Annotated in this window: 31 protein-coding genes; 11 read left to right on the top strand and 20 right to left on the bottom strand. The window is 40.3% G+C overall.

Annotated features, from left to right (window positions below; translation table 11 throughout):
* Positions 1–148: 148 nt before the first annotated feature.
* Both VQ00_RS11940 and VQ00_RS11935 read left to right on the top strand, forming a co-directional pair.
* Entirely contained in the window at positions 149–433 is a 285-nt protein-coding gene (locus VQ00_RS11940; RefSeq protein ID WP_046180368.1) for a hypothetical protein, read from the top strand.
* A 123-nt stretch (positions 434–556) separates the two neighbouring features.
* Positions 557–892, top strand: a complete 336-nt coding sequence (locus tag VQ00_RS11935; RefSeq protein ID WP_046180367.1) for a L,D-transpeptidase — start codon at positions 557–559, stop codon at positions 890–892.
* Positions 893–1,046: 154 nt separating this feature from the next.
* On the opposite strand, the gene VQ00_RS11930 is transcribed toward VQ00_RS11935, so the two are convergent.
* The 17 genes from VQ00_RS11930 to VQ00_RS11860 all read right to left on the bottom strand — a co-directional run bounded on the left by VQ00_RS11930 (position 1,047) and on the right by VQ00_RS11860 (position 9,267).
* Positions 1,047–1,502, bottom strand: coding sequence for a DUF1064 domain-containing protein (locus tag VQ00_RS11930; RefSeq protein WP_082091552.1), 456 nt, complete (start codon positions 1,500–1,502; stop codon positions 1,047–1,049).
* Positions 1,477–1,653: a DUF6011 domain-containing protein gene (locus VQ00_RS18855; RefSeq protein ID WP_172645575.1), complete on the bottom strand. Its 177-nt coding sequence runs from the start codon at positions 1,651–1,653 to the stop codon at positions 1,477–1,479. Before VQ00_RS18855 ends, VQ00_RS11930 begins: the two co-directional genes overlap by 26 nt.
* The gene (locus VQ00_RS11925; RefSeq protein WP_046180365.1) at positions 1,640–1,825 is read right to left on the bottom strand and encodes a hypothetical protein; all 186 of its coding nucleotides are present in this window, start codon (positions 1,823–1,825) and stop codon (positions 1,640–1,642) included. Before VQ00_RS11925 ends, VQ00_RS18855 begins: the two co-directional genes overlap by 14 nt.
* Positions 1,825–2,046 carry a hypothetical protein gene (locus VQ00_RS11920; protein ID WP_046180364.1) on the bottom strand — a complete coding sequence of 74 codons (222 nt, stop codon included), beginning with the start codon at positions 2,044–2,046 and terminating at the stop codon, positions 1,825–1,827. The genes VQ00_RS11925 and VQ00_RS11920 overlap by 1 nt, the downstream gene beginning before the upstream one ends.
* Positions 2,043–2,228 carry a hypothetical protein gene (locus VQ00_RS11915; RefSeq protein WP_046180363.1) on the bottom strand — a complete coding sequence of 62 codons (186 nt, stop codon included), beginning with the start codon at positions 2,226–2,228 and terminating at the stop codon, positions 2,043–2,045. Before VQ00_RS11915 ends, VQ00_RS11920 begins: the two co-directional genes overlap by 4 nt.
* The gene (locus tag VQ00_RS11910; RefSeq protein ID WP_046180362.1) at positions 2,225–2,410 is read right to left on the bottom strand and encodes a hypothetical protein; all 186 of its coding nucleotides are present in this window, start codon (positions 2,408–2,410) and stop codon (positions 2,225–2,227) included. The genes VQ00_RS11915 and VQ00_RS11910 overlap by 4 nt, the downstream gene beginning before the upstream one ends.
* On the bottom strand, positions 2,407–2,619 hold the full coding sequence (locus VQ00_RS11905) for a hypothetical protein (RefSeq protein ID WP_046180361.1): 213 nt from the start codon (positions 2,617–2,619) through the stop codon (positions 2,407–2,409). Before VQ00_RS11905 ends, VQ00_RS11910 begins: the two co-directional genes overlap by 4 nt.
* Entirely contained in the window at positions 2,612–3,355 is a 744-nt protein-coding gene (locus tag VQ00_RS11900; protein ID WP_245618112.1) for an ATP-binding protein, read from the bottom strand. The genes VQ00_RS11905 and VQ00_RS11900 overlap by 8 nt, the downstream gene beginning before the upstream one ends.
* An 82-nt stretch (positions 3,356–3,437) precedes the next feature.
* The gene (locus tag VQ00_RS11895; RefSeq protein ID WP_046180360.1) at positions 3,438–4,403 is read right to left on the bottom strand and encodes a replication protein; all 966 of its coding nucleotides are present in this window, start codon (positions 4,401–4,403) and stop codon (positions 3,438–3,440) included.
* Positions 4,404–4,573: 170 nt separating this feature from the next.
* Entirely contained in the window at positions 4,574–5,476 is a 903-nt protein-coding gene (locus VQ00_RS11890) for a recombinase RecT (RefSeq protein WP_082091550.1), read from the bottom strand.
* A gap of 14 nt (positions 5,477–5,490) precedes the next feature.
* Positions 5,491–6,450 (bottom strand): YqaJ viral recombinase family nuclease, encoded by a 960-nt coding sequence (locus tag VQ00_RS11885; RefSeq protein ID WP_046180588.1) that lies wholly within the window; start codon positions 6,448–6,450, stop codon positions 5,491–5,493.
* 110 nt (positions 6,451–6,560) lie between these two features.
* Complete coding sequence (locus tag VQ00_RS18640; protein WP_156154059.1) at positions 6,561–6,725, bottom strand: hypothetical protein; 165 nt, start codon at positions 6,723–6,725, stop codon at positions 6,561–6,563.
* 13 nt (positions 6,726–6,738) lie between these two features.
* Positions 6,739–6,912: a DUF6906 family protein gene (locus VQ00_RS18850; RefSeq protein WP_172645574.1), complete on the bottom strand. Its 174-nt coding sequence runs from the start codon at positions 6,910–6,912 to the stop codon at positions 6,739–6,741.
* 402 nt (positions 6,913–7,314) lie between these two features.
* Complete coding sequence (locus VQ00_RS11875) at positions 7,315–7,872, bottom strand: hypothetical protein (RefSeq protein ID WP_046180358.1); 558 nt, start codon at positions 7,870–7,872, stop codon at positions 7,315–7,317.
* A gap of 74 nt (positions 7,873–7,946) precedes the next feature.
* Entirely contained in the window at positions 7,947–8,186 is a 240-nt protein-coding gene (locus VQ00_RS11870) for a helix-turn-helix domain-containing protein (RefSeq protein WP_046180357.1), read from the bottom strand.
* On the bottom strand, positions 8,186–8,866 hold the full coding sequence (locus VQ00_RS11865) for a Rha family transcriptional regulator (protein ID WP_046180356.1): 681 nt from the start codon (positions 8,864–8,866) through the stop codon (positions 8,186–8,188). Before VQ00_RS11865 ends, VQ00_RS11870 begins: the two co-directional genes overlap by 1 nt.
* A 170-nt stretch (positions 8,867–9,036) precedes the next feature.
* Positions 9,037–9,267 (bottom strand): helix-turn-helix transcriptional regulator, encoded by a 231-nt coding sequence (locus VQ00_RS11860; RefSeq protein WP_425388380.1) that lies wholly within the window; start codon positions 9,265–9,267, stop codon positions 9,037–9,039.
* A 159-nt stretch (positions 9,268–9,426) separates the two neighbouring features.
* On the opposite strand from VQ00_RS11860, the gene VQ00_RS11855 reads away from it, so the two are divergent.
* Together VQ00_RS11855 and VQ00_RS11850 are read left to right on the top strand one after the other, a co-directional pair.
* The gene (locus VQ00_RS11855) at positions 9,427–9,825 is read left to right on the top strand and encodes a helix-turn-helix domain-containing protein (protein WP_046180355.1); all 399 of its coding nucleotides are present in this window, start codon (positions 9,427–9,429) and stop codon (positions 9,823–9,825) included.
* Positions 9,826–10,137: 312 nt separating this feature from the next.
* Positions 10,138–11,451: a YaaC family protein gene (locus VQ00_RS11850; protein WP_046180354.1), complete on the top strand. Its 1,314-nt coding sequence runs from the start codon at positions 10,138–10,140 to the stop codon at positions 11,449–11,451.
* 175 nt (positions 11,452–11,626) lie between these two features.
* Here the strand turns inward: VQ00_RS11850 and VQ00_RS11845 are convergent, their stop codons facing one another.
* Positions 11,627–12,751, bottom strand: a complete 1,125-nt coding sequence (locus tag VQ00_RS11845) for a hypothetical protein (RefSeq protein ID WP_046180353.1) — start codon at positions 12,749–12,751, stop codon at positions 11,627–11,629.
* 469 nt (positions 12,752–13,220) lie between these two features.
* Between VQ00_RS11845 and VQ00_RS11840 the strand changes: the two genes are divergently transcribed.
* The 6 genes from VQ00_RS11840 to VQ00_RS11815 all read left to right on the top strand — a co-directional run bounded on the left by VQ00_RS11840 (position 13,221) and on the right by VQ00_RS11815 (position 18,513).
* Positions 13,221–14,441 (top strand): hypothetical protein, encoded by a 1,221-nt coding sequence (locus VQ00_RS11840; protein WP_046180352.1) that lies wholly within the window; start codon positions 13,221–13,223, stop codon positions 14,439–14,441.
* A 97-nt stretch (positions 14,442–14,538) separates the two neighbouring features.
* Complete coding sequence (locus tag VQ00_RS11835; RefSeq protein WP_046180351.1) at positions 14,539–14,772, top strand: hypothetical protein; 234 nt, start codon at positions 14,539–14,541, stop codon at positions 14,770–14,772.
* Positions 14,765–15,529, top strand: a complete 765-nt coding sequence (locus VQ00_RS11830) for a restriction endonuclease (RefSeq protein WP_046180350.1) — start codon at positions 14,765–14,767, stop codon at positions 15,527–15,529. The genes VQ00_RS11835 and VQ00_RS11830 overlap by 8 nt, the downstream gene beginning before the upstream one ends.
* Before the next feature lie 169 nt (positions 15,530–15,698).
* Complete coding sequence (locus VQ00_RS11825) at positions 15,699–16,181, top strand: ImmA/IrrE family metallo-endopeptidase (protein ID WP_046180349.1); 483 nt, start codon at positions 15,699–15,701, stop codon at positions 16,179–16,181.
* A 102-nt stretch (positions 16,182–16,283) separates the two neighbouring features.
* Positions 16,284–17,048: a thermonuclease family protein gene (locus VQ00_RS11820; protein ID WP_046180348.1), complete on the top strand. Its 765-nt coding sequence runs from the start codon at positions 16,284–16,286 to the stop codon at positions 17,046–17,048.
* Between the two features lie 253 nt (positions 17,049–17,301).
* Entirely contained in the window at positions 17,302–18,513 is a 1,212-nt protein-coding gene (locus VQ00_RS11815) for a site-specific integrase (protein WP_046180347.1), read from the top strand.
* Between the two features lie 201 nt (positions 18,514–18,714).
* On the opposite strand, the gene VQ00_RS11810 is transcribed toward VQ00_RS11815, so the two are convergent.
* Positions 18,715–21,276, bottom strand: a complete 2,562-nt coding sequence (locus VQ00_RS11810; protein WP_046180346.1) for a vitamin B12-dependent ribonucleotide reductase — start codon at positions 21,274–21,276, stop codon at positions 18,715–18,717.
* A 205-nt stretch (positions 21,277–21,481) separates the two neighbouring features.
* Positions 21,482–22,318 carry a lipoate--protein ligase family protein gene (locus tag VQ00_RS11805; protein ID WP_046180345.1) on the bottom strand — a complete coding sequence of 279 codons (837 nt, stop codon included), beginning with the start codon at positions 22,316–22,318 and terminating at the stop codon, positions 21,482–21,484.
* A gap of 219 nt (positions 22,319–22,537) precedes the next feature.
* On the opposite strand from VQ00_RS11805, the gene VQ00_RS11800 reads away from it, so the two are divergent.
* Positions 22,538–22,858, top strand: a complete 321-nt coding sequence (locus VQ00_RS11800) for a rhodanese-like domain-containing protein (protein ID WP_046180586.1) — start codon at positions 22,538–22,540, stop codon at positions 22,856–22,858.
* Positions 22,859–22,898 lie beyond the last annotated feature (40 nt).

Genomic DNA, 22,898 nt, shown 5'->3' with positions numbered 1-22,898 from the left:
GTGTCATAAGGCTGTCAGCAGAATATGATGAGAATAGGAGGAAGGAAAGCACGGTTAGCCCTTTCTTTCTTCCTCTACATATTGGACGTACTGTTGAATAAAATTTCGAAATTTCAACATGATATCATTAAAAAAGGATGATATCTCAATGGATTTCCCCACAATACATACAAATTTCTGGGATGTTGTCATTGCGGTCCCTGTCGTTCTTATCCTGACGCAGTTAATCAAAATATTTTTTAAGCCTTCGAAACCCTTGGTTCCCTTCATTGCATTGATCATAGGTTTACTTATTTCTGTTTTCATCAGCCACCGAGGGCATCTAGTTGCCGGTATTTTCATGGGCTGGTTTTACGGATATGCTGCAATCGGTTCTTACGCCTCATTAAAAACAAGCATTGTATCGTATTTAAAGAAAGTTCGCCGTGAATAACTTCAATGTACTGTTCATTAAGCAATTTTGCTTTCTTTTCTCATTAACTGTTCAATCAATTTCTATTAATTAACAAATGCCTGAGTTACTTCATACAATAATCAAAAAATGGAGTTGATCTTCATGGCAAGATGGATTGACGTATCAACATCACAACATCAATTAAAACTTTTTGATGGAAACAAACTTATAAAAGCTTATCCAATTGCAGTTGGGAAAATATTGTCACCAACACCTTCTGGGACATACACGATTATCAATAAACAACTTCATCCCGGCGGACCATTTGGAGTGCTTTGGATGGGATTGTCAAAACCTCATTACGGCATACACGGAACAAATAACCCAGCTTCAATTGGTAAGAATGTCTCACATGGATGTATTAGAATGTTTAATCATGATGTTCTAGAATTATCCTCTAGCGTTCCGATTGGCACTAGGGTTTCTATTCATAAATGACTCTGTTAATCTCCTCCCTCTGCTACATAGTTTGCGTCAACTGCTGATCACCGCTTGCACTGATCCGCCATGTCCAAGTGCATTTCTGCCCGGACTAGGTTGCCGGCTTTTTCGTGCTTGGCTGCCTGCGCTATGTGATATTCGTATTGAGACATTATCGTTTTCTCCTCCATCCTGCTTTCGTGTATTCCATTATGGTTACTTCCTGCCCGATCGCCTGCTCAAGCAACTTACGCCGGAGTGAAAAGTCTCTGGAAGCTGGTCCGCCTTTCACATCAACAATCTCTGTCCGGCCATTCTTCCAGTAAACTTTGAAATCTGCCGTGTATTTCGCCCCTGCCTTCGTTTTTGAGCCTTTTCCGGAACAGAGAGAACAATTAATCTCGCGTTTTGTTTTCGTGCTGATTTGGCGGCCTGAGCCCTCACAGCGACGGCATATTACAGAATACGCTGGAATAATCTCAAATACCGGCTGCACGTCGACTTTTCCGACTGCTGGATCTGCGAGAAGCTTCATGTAATAATCCGCCTCGGATCGGCTATCAAATTGAATCCCGTATGCGAATGTTTTCTTTGCGTTCCAGTTACGAGGCGTTTTCGATCTTCCCATCGTTCAACACCTCATCGATCGTCAATTGATTCCGTTCAAATTCAGCCTGTGCTTCTTCCTCAGCCTGCTTTTTCTTGCAAACTGGACCCATACCGGCATCCATGCTCTTTTGCGATTTCAGAGGGCGGTTACAGCGTTCACAGAGTTTCATCAACCACAATCTCCTTCACCATTACTGCAGTAACTTTTTCGACCTTCGTCGCATTGTTCGCCTGATAGCCAGCCATAAGCTTTTCGCGTTCCTTGAAAGACGGCTTTTCTAGCCCCGTGTGCTTATTTAAAGCAAGCGCCATTTCATACGTTTGTGGTGTGTAATAATCCATCAATACCACGCCCCTTTCGCTGTATACTGCCGTTTCTGCCCGTTTACAAACTGAACATCAATGGCTGCTTCCTGCGGGTTTGATTGAACCTTCACAACACTTCCAAGCCCGTACTGGTCACGCTCATTGCTTTTTAACGATGACAAGTGCTTTTGATGCGCCTTGATAAACAGCCGGCGTTCAGCATCGGATAATTTTTCATAGCCTGCGATTGGTGTCACGCTGTTTTCCTCCCTTGAGTTGATAAATAGGTGTCGAACATCCGGCGGCCAGCCATAACCTCTGCTGGATCTGTTTTTCCGAAAGCGACGAGTAATTCAACGAGTAATTCAACCGCATTCAAGACTTTGCCGGTGTTCTCATAATGATTTTTCAGCAATTGATAAACGTTTGAGCGGTTCATGGTTGATTGCCCTTTCTGAAATTATTTGCCTGCGGACACGTTGCAAAGTGCGATGTGAAGCCATTTACGACTTGGCCAGAAGCCGTAATGATTGTTTGCTTTTGCATATCTGCCGGCATTGCTTTGCCTGAGTCGGTCTTAATCCATTGAATTTCTGCGCCGCAGCCTCTGCATTTACTCATGCCGCATTACCGTCTGTCTTTTCTTCCGCTTCAATTCGCTTCCACGCTTCATCCAGATGCTTTTTAAAAGCTGCGTCTTTTTCCTGCTGCTGTTTTATCGATAATGGCTTCCGTCCAGCTTGCGGCTGGAACATATACATGCCCGATCCCGGATACATTACCTGGCGAACGCTGCTGGTTTGTAAAATGATTGAGTCTTGGTTAGCCATGCTTTTTTAGCCTCCAGTCCTGACCCTCTGCATCCATCAGGAATTTGTATTTTTCATCACTGCACTGCCCGATTAAACGACTGGCAGCTGCGTAACCGATCTTATCCGCCAAAGTGCCACGGTCCTCATTACTGTTAAAAACAATTGGCATCTGCTTGCGGTACCGCTCATTGATAATCCGGTAGTACATCGTTTCACGGGCTTCCGTCCATTTCGATTTGCCGATATCGTCCCAAATGAGCACGTCTGCTTCGAGCGCCGGGCCAAGCAATTGATTTAGCTGCTCTCCTTCGTCTCCTGACCGTTTCGCCTGCATTAAGTCGTCGATGAAAACAGCATCTGATACGACCAACACCCGAAATCCTGCTTTTAGCAGAATCTTTGAAATGGCAATTTGTAAATGCGTCTTGCCGATCCCGAAATTGTTATGCTGGTTTTTAATTTCCGTCCGGTCCGAAGCTGGCAGTTCTTTTAAGCGCTGCTCACCTACAGAAGCGATAAGACCAAAATTGTGCGGAGGGATGATCTTTTTCTTTCGCCCTTCATTGTCGGTATCAAAGCGGAATAGATTCACATAATCAGCAGCCATCTTTTTCATCTCGCGTTGATACTGTGTGTCTGTAACATAGTTTCCAAAATTCGCTTTCTGGAATTCATCCGGGATCATGGATTGCTTAAAGCGGCGCTTCCAAGCTTTTTGTTCCTTGCATTCGCAAAACGTAGCATATTCTTGCATGATCTCTTTTCCTTTTTGCATCACCGGTCTTTTGCGGAAGATGAGCTCTGTGTCTTTGCAAACAGCGCACTCATACTGCTGTTCATCCGCCCCAGGCGTCTCTAGCGGCTTCGAGGTCTTTAAAGAGCTGCTCTTTTGATTTGCCTTTGCCTGCAGATCCGCCATTACGTCCGCGATACTGGTGAATCGGGGTTGTTCCGGTTTCGCCATGTGGGTTCCGCTCCTTTTCTTGATTTTCGATATGTCTGTCTAAAATGTGCCCCACGCAATAGGAGAGGCTGTTTATGTGGTCACGCGGATGTTTAGGCTGATAGCTATCAAACTTTTCTTTAAGCCATATCAGCGCGTCATTAAGTGAAACACCTTCAGCTAGGATTTCTTTTGCTGATTCAAAGTCATCTTGTGTTGTCAGCAAGCCTTTATTCCTGAGCTGGACATATCCGTTAAGCAGCTGCTGAATATCGTTTTGAGGAATATGTGATATTTCTCCGACTGGAGCTTGTCCAGTCAAATCACCACGTATTGGGTCGGTTGTAGGCACCCCGTCACTGTTTCCTTCGTGCGCGCTATTAGCAGAAGCATTGTATTTAATATTGTTTTTAATCTTTCTTTTATGGGTGGCGGATTGCCCACTAGCACTAGGGGGTGTTTCGCCACTACGTCTAGGGGGCATTTCGCCACTAGTGTCATCTTGACCACTAGTGGGCAAAACGCCACTACCTTTGTAATGTTTGATCGTCCACTCTTCATAGTTTTTATTAAAAGAAACAATTTTTGTTTTCGTTCTAGAGCCTGGATTCAATTCTCTAATCACGTTGTTCTGTATGAGTGTTTTTAACGCTTCACTCACTCGTTTGCGCTCCAGATGTGTGACAGACTCAATATAGGAAAGGGAAAATTCACATTCTTTCCGGTTCCATCCGTATGTGTTCCGCCACAGGGCCATCAGCAGCTTATATTGGTTTTGCGTGAATTGGAAATGCTGAATCACATCCAGAATCTCGTTGGCAATCTTGGTGTATCCGTGCTCCAGCTGAACATCCGCCACCTGTTATCCCTCCTCCCTTTCTCTCTTTTTAAGAACTGCCTGCTTTTCAATCCGTACGAGCACCAGATGCGGGTGAGAGGATTTGAAGTAGCTCCTCACCCACCGGACATACTCATCATTGTTTTTGCTCATCTGCCGGATAAGATCCGGAATGACCATTTTATATTCCATTACTGCTTGCCGAATGGAAGGTCTTCTTCAGCAATGTCGATCGTTTCAAAATCAATGTCTTTTGCTGACGGCTTTTTCGTTTCTTTTTTCTGTTCCGGTTCTGCTGGCGGTGTTTCCTCCGGCAGATCAATCAGCTCATGCTGCATGTCGATTACTTCGCTCATGTCCGGCGCGATTTCTTTTTTAATAGTAGAGTCAGCTTCAACTGTCTTTTGAAACTCAATCGATTTTGGTGCGTATTTCAGCACTTCTTTCAAAACGGTTTTCTTGGCCATTGCGTCATAGTTTGTTTTCCAAGGGCTTGTCCATCCTTTTTGCACTGCCTGGCTGAACTTTTTGGCGTGTTGATCAATGCGTTCTCGTGTCCAGTAGACGAAATCAAAGCCGCCATTCTGCAAGTGATAAACCGCATAGTAGCCAATTGGCTCACCTTCTGGAATGCTGGCCGGCACGTGTTTTAAATCCTTATACAAACCGTACTCAAAAGTTAATTCATCGTTTGGATACACCTCATGGGCATAAATGGCTTTGTACTGACCGCTACGGACTGCTAAATCGATAAGACCTTTATAGGAAAGCTGAAACTGTACCTGCTTGCCGTATGGGATTAAGTACGCCTGGCCAAGTCCTGTATTCGGCTCAACGCCCAGCTGGGCGGACTGCATAAGAGCTGCAAGGAATGACATTTGATCACATTCCAGAAGCTTTGGCGTGGTGCGGACAGCGGTTAAAGCAATGCGTGCCATGCGGTCGGCGTCCATATGTTTCGGAAGAGCCCGCTGAATTTCGGGCCCCATCCGTTTTAATAAGCCGTTCAGTGACTGTTCCGGTGACACTTGTTTCGCTGGCGCATTTTGTTGCTTCTTTGCCAGTTCGTTTTTGATCGTATTATTTGTTGCCACGGTAAAACCTCCAGTTATTTAATTTTGAAAGGACGAGATGTGCTTTGTTTGACGTACGCTTCGTAAATATCCGGCTGCTCTTTCTTGAGCCGGCTTGTATCAATCCGGTTGGAAACCTGCGTTTTCCACGTGATCTTTTGTTCACCGATAAAGGCTGTTTCGTTTTCCTGCATGGCGCCTTTTAACACGTTCTGGCACTCTGTCATTTTTAAATCAATTTCTTTCTTTTCTGCTTCCAGCACTTTGTATGAATCAATGTACACCTGCAGGTCAGACGTTAATTCAATCGTGCTGTCCGGCTCATGCTGCGGGTACATGGCTTTTAGTAAGTCACTGGATGCAACGGATCCATCGAACGGCGGCGGATTATTCGCTAAGACGTGATTTTCCCAAAACTCTTTTTCGATGTTAATGAGATAGTCGATCAGCTCTTCATCACGCTCGATGCGCTTATGAATGAATTTGTTGCCGCCGACCAGTACCGCAATCCACCACGCTTCATAGCCGGTCACGGCCATGTAATGCTGGCACTGGAGCAGATAAGAAGCCGGGATCTCATCGCCTTCCCACTCACCTTTCAGAAATTCGGAAGCTGTTTTGCATTCAAGCCCTTCTTTTTTGCCGGCAATCAGCCGGTCCACATTCGCATAAATGAAGTCGTATTCCGGATGCTTCAAGATCGCGTTTCGCCGGCGCACCTTTAATCCGGTACGGCGGGAAAATTCCTGTGCGACAAGATCTTCATTTAGTACACCAAAATAGGCTGCTTCACTGCCTTCTTCAAATCCGCCTTGTTCATTCACAGTAAAGATTTCTTCTGATTCAATTTGATTCGTTTTTTCAAGGTACACTTTCATCGGTGAACTGTATTTATTGACGCCGGCAATGGCAGCACAATCACTGCCTCCAATACCGTTACGTCTCTCCATAAGCCAGTCATGGCGTGTCAGGTCAATTGTTGAAATGGCGTTCATGTTCTTTGCCAAATTCTTCACTCCCTTGATTCAGTTTTAAATGTGCAGTACAATGGATGTATCTTATAAATTTTTAAACCACTGACTCCTGCTACCAACAGGGGTCTTTTTCATGCTTCCAGACAAACGATGCAGTAATCAGATCCGGAGGCTTTCTTCCGCGCCTGACATTCTTCGCAAAGATCGTTGACTTCAATAAATGATTCATCTTCGCTGGGCTTGTCCATCAATGGGTAGCCTGTGTGCATGATCTGAACAATTTCAGGATGTTCCACACTTTTCATCTCCTTATCCAAGTTTTCTCACTGGGTCCATCGGGATCTGCCTGATCTTCCCGGTATGACGATGTTCGAGCGTGTACATATCATTTACTTTCTTGCAGATCAGCCAGTTCGCTGGATTCAAGTTGTAAGAAGCAATGACCGCTTTTTCAGCGCGTGTTGGATTCTTTCCTCGCTTCATGCTTTCACCTTCTTTCTGATGGATGAAGCCCATCGATAGCAGCCGGAACAGGTACAGGGGGAGAAACCTGATCCGATTGCTATCGACGAGCACCGAAGTGCCCACCCTAAAAATGTGTGATATAATATCAGTAGAATAATTAGCTGTTGATTCGACGTCTGCATTCCTGTGCAGGCGTTATTTTTTTTCATCTTCCTTGTACCGATCCCACACACCTCGGCAGATCCAGCTGATACCGCAAAGACACAATCCCATGGACGTTAAAAGAATCGTTTGTGCTGCATCAAACACCCAATACATGACGTTTCTTCACCACTTTCTCTTTTATTCCTTGCTGATTAAGTCTTTTGACGATCACTTGATATGGTCGGCGACGCTTCCTTGGCTTGTCCTTTTTCATTTCTAAATCCACCCCTTTGCTGTCACCCGACTCAGCGTCTCATCCCGTACAATCTTCGCATCAATTAAGTAAGCTTCGTGCAGATGGATTCTAAAATTAGCTGCCGCCATTTCCATTTCGTTTAGCTCAATAATTAAATCTTTAATTAAATTCTTCTCTCGTTCTGTTACTTGATCTGGAGCTTTCGACCAATCGAAGTAATACATTTCGTCTTCTTTCTCAGACTTGATAATCTTTCTAGCAACATCAGCCCATTCGTTTAGCAAAAATTCTTTGAACGACAGCCTGTGCTGTTCCAGAGCCTTGCCTCTTAAAACGGGTGATGTGAATCCCGAGCTAAATTCGAATATTAAGTCCATCGCGAAAGCTGGGCAATCGCTAAACTGCTTGATCGCCTGCTCTGCGATATCTTTCTGCATCGGACGCCGATCACGTTTCATATGGCTAACGAGCTGTTTTGAAATGTTTAACACATAAGCAATCTGCTCATTTGTGAGTTCTTGGGTTTCAATGAATGTTGTAAGCGCCGCACTGACGCTGGCTGATTCTTTAATAACCAACTAAATTCCCCCTGTCTGTATCTTTTTGTTAATTGGTAGATACAAAGAATGACTGTACAATAAAATTAAGCCGCTTACGGTTTCAGAATTCGTAATTTTCCGTAATCCTGCTGTTCTGCCGGATACAAAAGGACGGGTTTTGATCGTTCTTCCATCCATTGATCAACCATGTCTTTTCGGAAGATCCACTTTCGTCTTCCGGGAAAGCGGAGAACGGGCAGCCCTTCTTCATGAACGTACTTTCTGACCGTCCCAAGAGAGACCCCGATATATTCAGCTGCTTCTTTTGTGTTCATTGAATCTAAGTTATTCATTAAATCACCGCCTTTCGGGGCACCCAATTTTCAACGTAGCGGATTGCCGACTGTAACTCTTTTTGCTTTACATCTTTATAAGAAGAAACACCGAATCGATCTTTAATTTCGCGGTGCAGCTCCTTGAATAATCGCGGCCGTACAGCTGGGTCTGATTCAAGCGCATAAATTTTAATCGCAACAGCTTTTTGTAAGCGACGCTGCTCGCCGGATGTGAGCGTGATCTGCTCTTCAACTTTTGTTTCAAGTTCGGAAATTTTTACGGAATGTGTATTAACCACTTCCTGAATTTGATCTTGGCGTTCTGCCGTTTCAATGGTCAGCTTCATGGATTGAATTAATGAAGTGCGTTCGTCAAGGACATGAACTTTATTTCGAAGTTGCTCTTCCATTTCGTTAAACTTTAGAATGAATTTTTCTTTATACTCGGAAGCGGTTTTTCCTGTGTAACCCATCACTAGAAAAGCAAGTCCGTCACGCTTGATTAAATATTTGTTGTAGACTCGGTTCCGTACATCTGTGTAATCAACCAGCGCAAAATTGCGCCGATTAAATTCTTCACTGCATTCAAGATTTCGGATGTCGCGCATTACATCTTTGTGTTGTTTTTCGAAAACTGCTGCGACCGTCAAGCTGTCTGTAAGTACACTGCCATTTTGGATGAAAACAAGTTGATTCAATGCAATTCCTCCTATCCGTAATATGTCGATACTTCTGAAAGCAATCGACAAAACTCTTTTTGTTCTCTATTAAGAATATTTAATTCTCAAATGGGAACAATGTTACGACAGCAAATTTCGCCGTTTGAGGAAGGTGAGGCCGTGGAGCGCCTCTATTCTGGATCACCTCCTTAGCTGACTTCTTTAGTATTTTGTTCCTTTAAGGAACATTCATTTTTAAAAAAAAGAGTCCATTCAAAACTTAAAACCTTAGCAATTCTTTTAGCCACATTAACACTTGGATTTTTAATTCCTGCTTCAATATTAGTGTAGTAACTTCTCGAAATTTCTGCTGCTTCTGCAACCTCATCATGAGTCATATTTGTTGAATAACGTGTATTTTTAAGCCAAGTACGTTCCAATATTATCACCCCCTTTGTTCCTTCAAGTAATTATCTTAAGGTTATTATATGTTCCTTTAAGGAACTTGTCAACGTAAAAGTTTCTTTTAGGAACATTTTATAAAAGTTTCTCTGGGAAACATTATAATTAAGATGTATTCCTCAAGGAGGATGTAAAAGATGAAACAATTTGCAAATAGATTGAAGAAGCTAAGAGAAAGCAAAAAAGAAACGAATCCTACTTTTACACAGAGTCATGTTGCTGAGATTTTAGGAGTCGCACGTACCACTTACACGGCTTATGAAAACGGTACAAAGCAGCCGCCAATGGAAACAGTAATCAAAATTGCTTCTTTATTTGAAACATCTGTTGATTATTTATATGGGCTGACAGAAACGAAAAATAACTCGGTTCCTAATGCTGAACCTACCGATGATGAAAAAGAAATGATGGAATTTTTCAACAATCCAAGGCTAAACCTTTTCTTTAAAGAAATGGCCGATTCACCAGAGGAACAACTTGAAGAATTACAGGAGTTCTGGGAGATCATCAAAAAACGAGGATTAAACAAAAAATAACACGCTGCGGCGTGTATTTATTTTATAATCATATTAGTACTTTTTTCTTGCTACATATGAATTAGCAAATAAAAAAGATGTCCAAGAGGGGGAATGAAGGGGAAAACAAATTTTCTCAACTAATTAAAGAGAGCGACAGTGTTCATATTTTTATGGCATGACTGAAATGCAACCTTATATAACTAACCTTGTTTCATATATTCTTTCGGCCATTAAGCAAAATGAATACTCAGAAATCGTTGATCTTATTAAAAGACAGAAACTTTATCAATAAATTTAAATTACATAAAGAATCTTTAGGAGTGTTTATAGATGTCTCAACAGAAGTTAAATAGACTCATGAAAAAATCTAAAACCCTGGAAGAGAAGCATAAGAAGCTTAATAAGGAAGTTTCAGACTTAAGAAAAGCTAGTAAGCCTTTATTAGAGCGACCTTGCTCTAAATATAATAAAAGGGATCTAGTTTTAAGAAAAACTGTAGTCGATCCAGAATTCGACAGAAAAACTGTGCTAACAGACTCTCATTGGCATTATATTGAGCTACTTCTGCGTGCTGGAAGAGGTGAAAAATGTCTCGAAGCCGCAAACTATTGGAATCAAGCGAAAAACTTCTATGTAGCAACTAAAAATCTAGATTTAGTTGCTAAACCTTTAACTACATATTATTGTTTCTTGAATGCTACAAAAGCATTACTCACCTATAAAGGTATTGATTTTGATTTACAACATGGAATATCAGCAAAATACGAAGAAGGTGGTCAGATTAAATTACAAAATGAGCATATCAGTATTCATAAAAAAGGTGTTCTCGCTGGTTTAAGTAAATATTTAGATGAATCTATAAACCTAATACAACAAGATGTAAATACATTTGGATCTAAACAAGCTAACAATCTTACTAGAGAGATCTTTAACGAAACTAAATTATTAATTTCAGAAGCTAATCGTCCGGTTTTTGAAAGTGAATTAAAAAACTTTTTAGTTAATCGTAAAAAAATAAAATCTCTCCCAGAAACTTATACTTTGAAAAATATTTTATATAACCTTGAGTTTATTCATCGTGCATATAAACTTTCTTTTAACACCGATCCTGAATTATTTATTCCTATTATAAAACCAAGATTTGTTTTTGATAAAAATAATGATGAAAGCTGGCTAGAATTTCAATTAGAGATTGGTGATTCAAACGTACGCACACTAACAAATATAGAAGGTTTCGAAAGAGACGATTATTACAAGACAGATGCCTACTATTTACGTACAAGAGATGTTTTTAAGTGGTCAAGTAGAAATAATGAAGCAAATCTTGATGGATTCAAGAGTTATTATAAAAAATACAGAAAAATGTTTGTGTACATATATAGCACGAACGAATTGTGGTATTTTAAAAGAACTAATCTAACAGCAGGAATTATTAACAAAAATTCTATGGTACTAACTTTTGCCGCCATGCACAGATTAAGTGAAATGTCAAGATATGATCCCAATCGATTAGATGCACATTTAGCCAGTCAACATGGTTGGTTGCTTTCAGAGTTTATTAATAAATCCCTGTATCAATTTATTGATATGATTTCATCTGAAATTTCTGGTGATGATTTTAGAGCAACTGGTTTTAGAAATTAGTTTGTAAGTCAAATAAGTATCTAACCATATTAAAACTATTTTATTTCACTCTTTTTTTGGGGGCTTTTCTAAAAGAGTTGGTTACCTAATTAAATGGCTTAATAATTAATTATTCTTGATAAAATAAATAGAACTCCGTTGGATTTAGTCCCAGCGGAATTCTATTTGTCGAAGATTATTCTTTTCTTACTTTTTCTCGTAACCAACGATAAATATTTGGAATATTAACTTGAAAACCTTTCACGTCAAGATTAGTAAGCGATATAGTGCCTCCAAGAATTTCTTCTTTGTCTGGTGAATCATTATTTGTTGAATCTTTTAGGAGCGACTGCTGAAGTATTGTGGCATCTATTATTTGCCGTTGTTGTTCAATCATAACTCTTTGATTTTGCATTGTTTCATTTTGGGTTTGCATTATAGCATTCGCAAGCATGAGTTGTCCCTGAAGATGTTGAATATTTGCTGCTAACTGTTGTTCTTCAGGTTTCATATGTACATTTATCAAATCTGAACTGACAAAATTATTAGGAAGTTGGAGGTAAACGTTTAATGCTTCTCTTATTTGCTGTAATGCAGTTCGCTTTGATACGGGTGTAACAGAAAAAAGAACCCTTCCAGCTTGGTGACTAATGTCTGTTGTTACATCAATCCCAATATTCTTTAAGAATTCTGAAAAATAAACAAGATACTGTTCACATGGAACCCTTACATGTTCAGGAAAATCAAAGAAGTTAACCACAGACCCTTTTCTGGAATCTGTAATAAGTAATCTATCTACTTTTTCGAGAATTTCTTTCACAATTATGATTTTCTTTTCAAGTTCTACTTTGATTTTTTCGTTTCTATCAAAATCATGAAAAGTAAGGTCGCAGCCGTTACTTAAAAATTCACTATCTTCCATCCACTCCACTGCTTCACCCTTGTAATCTAATAATATTTCTTTAATCGCTCCTGCAAATTCTTCAATGCTAAATGGTTTTTTCCACTTTTCAAAATCCCATGAAAATTCAAATTTAAGTTCAGTAAATTCTGTTTCATTAAGATCCCGCCAAAGCTGAATCTCTTTAATATACTCTGTAAAATCTAAAGGATAGTAAAGATATATACTAGAAATTTCTTTTGGGATTTCCTTAAAGGTGGCTTCAGTTATTTTTTTCGAAAGATTGTAGTCTTTAATACGAGCCCATTCATTTTCAGTCCCATTTGACGAAAAATGACCTACATCTCCCGTAATCGTTACTCCATCTACTAGTAGTTTACTTTTGGATTTTTCATTTTCCGATACTATTACCTTTAACATAATCCTCCACCTCTCTAGTATTTGCAAAAGCACTGCTGATTCTTCTACATACAACCAAACTAAAACTCTAGATACTCCGATTATATATTTAGCAAAAAATAATTGATATGACATTTTTTGTCGTATTTTGTCGATCAATTTTAATAGGATTTACACTTATCTTGTAGGAAAATAGAAATAAGTGTCTACTTTAATGAATTGATTTTTACGGAAGGTGGAAGCTCTTTGAGGAGGAAAGTCTTATTATGACCCCTCCCAATCTTTTTAAGCAGTAATAGCAGCTGATAGTAATGATTCCATTGGGTTTTGTTCAAATGCTGAAAAGAGAGATAACAGCGTTTTAATAAATAGTTTCTTAATAAAAACTTGTACAAAGCAGAATTAACAAACGGAAAAGGTCTTTTATATGTTCTAGTTCTTCAATATAAACCGTTTCTAAAGATTGAATCAGCGAGATGGGGGAATATTTATGATAAAGCACTACAATGAGCTCAGTGATGAACAACAAAAAAATCTCTGTTTGTTTCTAGATAAAGCTCAAAACCAAGAACTTTATAAAATAAAAACCGCGTTCGATATCAAATCAGGCAGGAATCTTATTGAAACTCGTCAAAATGTATTACATGGGTTGATGATGGATCTAGTGGATTTTAAGTATTTCGTAAATTGGTTAAACCATGTTTATTTAGAAGGATACAATACGTTATTTGTATACGAAACGGACGATAAAAATTCGTTTTCTGAAAAAACCAAAAAAAGAATCCTTCAAGTATGCAGTAAGCTAAAGACCAATGTTTTTGATCTTAACAAAGATAGCCTTAAAGAGATCCATCTAACTGATGTAGTTGAGTATGATGATCAAATATTAATCACTCTGGCTGCTCCCGCTTTTGTTATCAAACAAAAAAACTTTGGTGAAGTCCCCGATATCGTTAGAGATATTTACTTGGCTTATGTTCTGGTTGACTTTAACAGCGAACAATTCGTCCTGTCACTTAATCCTATAACCAATCTTTACTCTGTTTGTGGAGTAAAGAGAAAAAAGGAACTTGATACAATTTCAACTAAATTTATCGATTATTTTAGAAAAAATGTACTACCATTTAATTTTTCTGATCCGGATTGGGTAATTGATGCATTATTTGATATAACCGAGGAATATTATGACCATAATAATCCAATGGTTCACAAAAAGTTGGAGGTATTTAAGAGTACTTGTTTGGATGAAATTGTTGATCTCATTGGAAAAACTGAGGAATCATTTAAAGCAGAGCCTTCAAGTCTGCGAATAAAAAAATCTTTAATCGATTTACTTGAAATTCAACTGATTTCCCGTTATGGTACAATGCCAAAAGAAACAAATTTTAAAGTATTCCTTCATGAAGCCGGTAAAGGCATAACCTCTTTCAAGGCTGATTCAAGAGGAAAAGCTCTCAGTTTTGCTGATTCATATGAAATAGTAAAAAAAATGATAGAAAATGCGGAAGTTGCTTCTCTTGGAATTACTTATTTAAGTAATCATAAAGAATATCCGTACAAAGTCGTTAAAGAAGCTAATTACTATTCATTAAAAAGGATCACGACGGCGAGTACGGAAAAGGAGATTGTTGACAATGTATTACGTCAGCTTAAGCAATATAAACCAAGAAAAGAATTTCCAAATCCCTCCGAACAAGCTCAAGATAATTAATGAACATTTAAATATTCTTATGCCTGATCAAACCGTATCACCTAGATACATTTCTAGGAAATCTAAGGTAGATGATCAGATAGTGAAGAGGATATTAATGGAGTTATCGTTTAGGGATATGCTTGGTGTCAAATTTATCATATATTGTGATAATGATGATCCAGACATGATACATGCCTTTGAATTTAATTCCGATTTAGATATGATCGAATTCATACGAAAACAGAGTGAATTATGTCCGCATTGTGAAAATAACCTTGTAACATCAAAAGTGCAAATTGCATTTGTAAAAAAGAACTTTGAATACGAACAGGGTGAAATTTATGGATGATACAATCAATTACAATGAGTATATTGATTATTCTCCCGATGATAATATTTGGTTGCCGATTCCCCAAGAAGAATATGTTTTATTCGATTCATTAATTGGTAACGTACAGAACGCTTATAAAAGTGGAAGCAAAAAAGAAAAAGGCGATACTCTAGAAGATCTTATGACTTACGTTTATGGCCGTTTTAAGCATAAAAAAGTTTACCACAATATAAGAAGCTCTGATAACCAAATTGATCATGTTTTGGAATTTATAGATGGAATTACTCCATCTTTTATCAACCAACATATAGGATTAAGGCTAATTGGAGAATCTAAAAACCATAATAAATCTATTGGTTCGCGAGAAGTAAATAATTTAGACGAGTTGTTAAGAGACAAAAAATCAAAGCTTGGTATTTTTTCTTCCTATAAATCCTTTAGTCAGGGAAAAACAATGTGGGTTAATGCTGAAGGAAAAAGAAGAAAATTAGCATTATGGAATTGTTACGAAAGAATTGTTATAGGCTTCACTATAGCAGAGCTTGCAACATTGAAAAGCAATAATTTTTACACCATGTTAAAGCAAAAATACAATCAAATAATTGATGAGTTAGAGGACGACCATACGGATAATGACTTGAAGTTACCGTACCAATATCGTTTATACTACTCAATGCTGGAACTACATAAAAAGGGTTTAATAAATGATGAAGCTGTTGTTGCTGGAAAAGAAAAAATAGAATCCCAGTATGGTGTTCTTGATCTCCACGATTAATCTTCATATATCCCCTTTACAATTATCTCTTAATCTGTCCTTCATCGTGACAGATTTTTTCTTTTCCTGACAATTTTCTCACTTACCTCTTTTCTCCATGGTATGTTTTATTATATACTCAAAAGAACATACATTCCCATAATTGTAAATTGGAAAAGAGGCGTCCCTTATGACCTACGTGAAATCCCATCTTGAAGACTTTATTGAGAATTTATACACAAAAATTGCGATTACTTCTCCTGATCAGCTAGATATAGAGCTAATTTCCAGGAGGCTCAATATAGAGGTGGGATATAGTTATAAGAAAAGCAAGTGCGCAGAGATCGGTGGCATTATGATGATTATACTTAATGAAACCCTACCTAAAACGGAACAGTGGCAGGAATTTGGACATGAGGTTTGTCATTTATTACGTCATTCTGGAAACCAGACCGAACTGCCCTTCCCTTTTGTTCAGCTGCAAGAGTGGCAGGCAAATACTTTTGCTCTTCATTTTTGTGTCCCTACTTTCATGCTTCCGAACTTAAATCTACCGGACACTGAATATGCTGCAGCAAGGGTAATAAGCGAAGTTTTTAATGTAGAATATGATTTTGCTTTGGAACGTCTGCGCCGATGGATCATTCAAAAAGCGATTATTCAATACTCTTAATCAGATTATGTCGGTATTTGTTGAACGAAAAAGATAGTCATCACCCTTTTTTGATAGGAAAATGGGATTAAATCTGTTAATTTTTAAAAAAGGAGAATAACCATGTTAAAGAAGAAATTATTTAAGCCTTTTGCCGCGTCCCTTCTGTCCTTCTCGCTACTTGCTGGATCATTTGCACCGATTGCTGCAGATCAATCGCTTCAGACAGTTGAAGCAGCTGCACCGAAAACAGCTACAAAAGTAACAGTAAATGAAGTCGTCGATGGCGACACGATTAAAGTCACATATAAAGGAAAAAAAGAAACAGTCCGTCTTATTCTGATCGATACGCCGGAAACGAAAGATCCTAAGAAATGTGTACAGCTATTTGGTCCAGAAGCTTCTGATTTCACGAAGAAAAGCCTCTTGAACAAAGAAGTAAAGCTTGAACTCGGCATTCAGACACGCGACAAATACGGCCGTATTTTGGCATACATCTACCTGAACGATGTAATGTTCAATAAAACGCTGCTCGAAAAAGGGCTTGCTCGAGTTGCGATCTTCCCACCAAATACACAGTACTTAGAAGAATTGCAAGCAGCCGAAGCAAAGGCGAAGAAAGCTAAACTCGGTATCTGGTCAAGTACGAATGCTATTAACGGCGGCTGTGCTCCGAAACCAGCTCCTGCACCTGTTAAGCCTGCTCCGAAGCCAAAGCCTGCTCCAGCACCGAAACCAGCACCAAAACCGACTACACCACCTAAGAAAGAGTCATTTAAGAACTGCACAGAATTGCGTAAGAAGTACCCGGATGGCGTTAAAAAAGGCCACCCAGCTTATGATTCAAAGCATGACCGTGATAAAGATGGATGGGCTTGCGAAAGATAATTAAATAAAATTCCAATTCTCACCCAACCTGTCCCTTTTTGAGACAGGTTTTTTCTTTTACAATAAAAAGAACATAGGTTCTAACAGAAAAATGTATTTTTTGTCTCTATGAAAATATAATATGCTTTAAAAGTCTTCTTAACGGCACGACATTAAAGCGCTTTTGTAGCCTTCTCCCCCTTTCAAAACACCGATGTAAAACAGATGCTAGGGAGGGGGTGCTATCTCCTTAATAAGAAAGGAATGAACAATTATGGCGACAGGACACGTAAGACCGCGCGGGAAAAATAAATACCAACTAGAAGTCGACTTAGGTACTTCTTATACCAATCCGGAAACAGGCAAACGGAAGCGGAATAAAAAGTATAAGACCATTACCGCAAGAGGCATCCGAGAAGCAGAATTGGCTTTGTCAAAATTCTTAGTAGAAGTCACAGGAAAAGATTATCATGAGCCATCAAAAATGAAGTTTGTTGATTTTGTATATAATGAATGGCTGCCGAAGCATGCGCGAAAACATTTATCTCATACGACGCTGCAAAAGCATATGGACTACCTTGAAAAGAGGATCCTTCCTGCTTTTCAGTATTTACGGATGGACCAGGTGAAGCCCATGCACCTGATTGATTTTCTCCACAACCTTGAAGAGGATGGAATGAGATTGGATGGCAAGGCCGGAAAACTCTCCAGCTCCACTATCTTTTATAACTACCGTATTTTAAATAATCTTTTCAATTTTGCGGTTACATGCCGGATTGTCAGCAAGTCTCCTGTAAAAGAAATTGATAAACCAAAAGTCGAATACAAGGAGTCTGAAGTTTACACGCTCGAAGAAGCAAGCGATTTACTGGATTGCTTAGAATCCGAACTGCTGCACTGGAATATCATCGTTAAACTGGCTATAACAACGGGCATGCGGCGCTCTGAGCTGTTTGGATTGGAGTTTAAGCACTTTGACTTGGATAAACGTATTCTCCACGTCAGACAAGCCCTCACGCATTCCAGGAGTGGCGGATATCAAGTCCATGAGATCAAAAAAGGAAACCGTAGTGCGAAGAAGCGGGATATTATTTTATCGGAAAGCTTGATCGCACCTATAAAGAAATTGCACTTGCTTCGAAAAAGAGAACGAGTGGCTGCGAAAGAATTATGGGGAGAAGGAAAATATGATTTTTTATTATGTGATGAAAATGGAAAGCCCTATAACCCAGACTCGATGAAAAATTGGTGGTCACGCTTCATTAAGCGTCATGAGTTGAAATACATCAACATTCACGCACTACGTCATACGTCCGCCACCCTTCTCATTAATGAAGGTGTGCATGCTAAAATTATTGCCGAACGACTCGGTCACTCCAACATTACGACGACCATGAACGTGTATGGCCATGCGCTGAAACAAGCAGACACGGTTGCCACAGATAAACTAGATGCTGCCTTCTCCAAGCGGAAATTGAACCAATAAAAAGCATTAAAAATCATTATGTTTTGCCGTTTGGTCGGCAGATGGTCGGCAAAGCCGCCCTTTTTATTCATTCGGGCGTAGACAAGAAGAGGCGATAAACCTTAATGTACCAATGCTTTCAGTGTATTCTTCCTAATCAATACAAAACAAAGAGCCGCCTCCTTATTCAGGGGCGGCTCTTTAAATTGCTTTATTTCAATTTTATAACCCGCATTTCAGCTGAGCGCCGCAATTTGTGCATGTGTTGCAGCCGCCAAGCTCTTCAACTGTTCCTTTGCGGCAGACCGGGCATGTATTGCCGACTTCGCTGCCGATTGTCACATTTGTTGAACGCAGATCTTGAATCGTATCAATTAAAACAACATGGTTTTCATGTTCTTTCGGTTCAGTTTTTTCTTCTTCATCCCAGTTGTTTTCTTCCGCTTTCAGTGTCAACACCTGAGAGTCACGGCTTCCATCGACGTAAACCGTTCCGCCTTTTGCTCCGCCGTTGTAAAGGCGTTCGTATACACTTTGAACCTGCTCTACTGTGTATCCGCGCGGTGCATTAACTGTTTTAGAGATCGAGCTGTCGATCCAGCGCTGAATAACACACTGGACATCCGCATGCGCTTCAGGTGCGAGACCCATCGCTGTTACGAAATAGTCAGGCAGTTGATCCGGATTGGCTTCAGGATTGCGCTCTAAATAATCTCTCACAATATCCGCTTTGACTTCGATAAACTTGCCGAGGCGTCCGCTGCGATAGTATGTGAATGAAAAGTACGGCTCTAAACCTGTAGACACACCCACCATCGTTCCAGTTGATCCCGTCGGTGCCACAGTCAGCAAATGAGAGTTGCGAATACCGTTTTCAACAATCGCTTCACGTACATGTTCAGGCATTTTCTTCATGTAGCCAGTGTTGATGAAGGCATCACGCAGGCGGTTTGTTTCTTCAAGCGTTTCCCCTTCAAGGAATGGGAAGCTGCCTTTTTCTTTCGCCAGCTCAACAGACGTTTCGTACGCCGTTACAGCGATCGCTTCAAATACTTCATCGACAAGCGTATTGCCTTCTGCCGACCCGTATTCTTTTTCACAATAAATCAGCAAGTCCGCAAGTCCCATTACACCAAGACCGACACGTCGTTCACCGAGCGCCTGCTTTTTGTTTTCTTCTAAGAAGTACGGCGTTGCATCAATAACATTGTCCTGCATACGGACACCGGTGCGGACCGTTTCTTTCAGCTTGTCGAAATTCACTGTTTTTGTTTCTTTGTCTGCCATTTGGGCCAGGTTAACGGCTGCTAAGTTGCAGACAGAAAATGGTGCGAGTGGCTGCTCACCGCATGGGTTTGTTGCTACAACCTGCTGACCGTATGCTTTTGCATTCGTCATGTCATTTGCATTGTCGATAAAGAAAATACCCGGTTCCGCTGAATACGTTGCGCATACGTTGATTAAGTTCCACAATTCACGCGCTTTAATTTTGCGGTACGTGCGAATTTCGTACCCTTGGCGCTGCCATTCACGAACGTCACCGACTTTATGCCAGTTCTCGTTGTAATGCACCATTTCTTCCTTGCTGTACTTTTCAACAGCCGGGAAGCGAAGGTCGTAATCAGCATCTGTTTCAACTGCTTCCATAAATTCTTTCGTCAAGCAGATCGAAATGTTGGCTCCCGTTAAAAACTCAGCATTGTGCACGCTGTATGTGCCGCCTGTCTGAAGCTTTGCTTCCGCTTCTTTAAAGATTTCAGGGCTGAAACCGCCGTAGCCAGGAATGTTTTTGTAATTGACAACCCCTTGGTACATCTGCTCTTCACGTTCTGTGAGCGGTTTAAAATTCAGCTTGTCTTTCGCGGCTTTTTTAATTTGCTCATCCTCTGTGTTTTCAAGAAGATAGCGCAAAATACGCGGATTTTGCATTTTTGAAATAATAAATTCAACAATGTCTGGATGCCAGTCAGCTAACATAATCATTTGGGCGCCTCTGCGCGAACCTCCCTGCTCAACAAGGTGTGTCAGCTTTGCAATGTCATCCAGCCATGATACAGAGCCCGAGGATTTGCCGTTGACGCCGCGTGCGAGCGTATTTCGTGGGCGAAGTGTCGATCCGTTCGTGCCGACGCCGCCGCCACGGCTCATAATTTCCATTACTTGCTTGCGGTGCTCAGAAATGCCTTCGCGCGAATCAGCCACAAATGGCATCACGTAGCAGTTAAAGTACGTTACGTCCGTGTCTGCTCCTGCCCCGTATAAAACACGGCCGGCGGGAATGAAATTTAGGTTCACAAGTTCGTTGTAAAATTTGCCGAACCATTCTTTTTTCTTTTCTTCTGTTTTTTCTACGGAAGAAAGACCTGCTGCGTTACGCTTAGCAATCTGTTCATAAAATACTTCGAGTGGTTTTTCAATAACATCAAGCCCGCGATGAACGATGCCGGTTTCAGCTTCTTTTGGATCATCAATGGCACTGCGGTATTCTTCATCGATTAAAATCGATGCTTTTTTTGCTTCACGGTCGAGTGACACGATAAAGCCCGTTCCCCGTGCAGGGAATTTTGGGTCTTCTTTAATTGTCAAAACGACAAAATCGCCTTCAGACAATGTAATTTTTTGCGTATCTTTGAATGAGTACCGGTCAATCATGACAAGGCGGGAGACGCCTTTGTGTGTAATCTTCATTTCCGGTGTGACAGGGAAAACCTGCGGAAAAATGCTGATGTCCTTGTTTAAATTGTCGATGTTAAGCGACATGTGCTGTGTGGACGTAGCGGACATAGAAACAACCCCTTTAGTATTCTGTTGTAACAAAAAACGAAAACAAACACAATATATTGTGTTTGTTTTTTCGATTATACTCTATATATTGATTGAGATTACATAGTTTGTCAAGCCGCCAGATCTTGCCTAAAACAAGGAAAAGCCTTGGACTTCAACTAAAACCGACAAAAAAATTTTATTTTTTTGCTACAAACTATTCTTCTTATCTGCGGAAATTCCAGTTATCACTTTCATACCGCTCATGCTGAATTTTATCAATCTGACGTTTTTGATCGTCTGTTAAAACGAGCGGTTCAAGATGAATATTTAATCCTTCTTCAAACCCTTTTTTAAAGGCGGCCCGCGCTTCATCAAGCGTAACCCGTTTGGCACGCAGAGCATTGATCGCAACAGCCTTATCCTTAAACGCACGTTTCATTCGATCTTTTAACCGGTCACTTGAATAGTGAAACAAGCTAAACAATTTGTCTTCATCAATATCAAGCAAAATGGAGCCGTGCTGTAAAATGACACCCTTTTGCCGTGTCTGTGCGCTGCCGGCTGCTTTTCTTCCTTCGACAACGAGCTCATACCAGCTCGGTGCATCAAAGCAAACACTCGAACGTGGATTTTTCAAACTGGCTTTTTCTTCTTCGGTTCGTGGTACAGCAAATTCTGCAGCCAGTCCCAGCGCCCGAAAGCCTTGAAGCACACCTTCAGAAATCACTCTGTACGCTTCTGTCACGCCCGCCGGCATATCCGGATGCTCTTCACTGACGATGACGCTGTATGTCAGCTCATGCTCGTGTAGTACCCCTCTGCCGCCAGTTGGACGTCGAACAAAACCAATTCCATGTTCTTTAAGTGCCTCAAAGTTCACTTCTTTATACGCTTTTTGAAAATATCCAATTGACAGTGCCGCCGGCTCCCATCCGTAAAAACGAACAACAGGTGGAATTTCGCCTTGGCTGTGCCAATCTAAAAGCGCTTCGTCCACGGCCATATTATAAGCCGCGCTTTGATTTCCAGTATCCAGAAAAGCCCACGTTTCTTTTGTCATGTTATACGCCTTCTTTTCGTTGTAAATTCCCTCAACTAGTCTATCAAATTGAACCGGAAAATCAAAGGCGAACATACTTCTTTTTTTAAAAGAGAATTTTCTTTTCATCTGATGACCGTATGGATATAATAAAAGAAGCAGTTTATTCGAAAGGGGAACACGACGTTGCTTTATTCTATTGCCGCAGTACTCGGCGTGATTATTTTGTATGCAATCTTCATGTACTTTTCTCAAAAGCGTGCGGTGAAACCGCTCAGCCAGGAAGAATTTATACAAGGATACCGGAAAGCGCAGCTGATTGATGTGCGCGAACCGAATGAATACAATGGCGGCCACATTTTAGGCGCCCGCAATATTCCTGTAACACAAATGAAACAGCGTATGAAAGAAATTCGTGCGGACAAGCCTGTTTATTTGTACTGCCAAAGCGGCCTTCGCAGCGGCCGTGCCGCCCAAATGCTCTACAGAAAAGGATACCGGGACATCCATCATTTACAAGGTGGATTTAAAAAATGGACAGGAAAAGTAAAAACAAAATAAAAAACAGTTCTGCATATGCAGAACTGTTTTTTTGTCTGTA

Source organism: Domibacillus tundrae, assembly GCF_000970675.1.
Taxonomy (GTDB): Bacteria; Bacillota; Bacilli; order Bacillales; family Domibacillaceae; genus Domibacillus; species Domibacillus tundrae.
The sequence above is the reverse complement of the archived record's forward strand: the minus strand, read 5'-3'. Positions and strand labels throughout refer to the sequence as shown.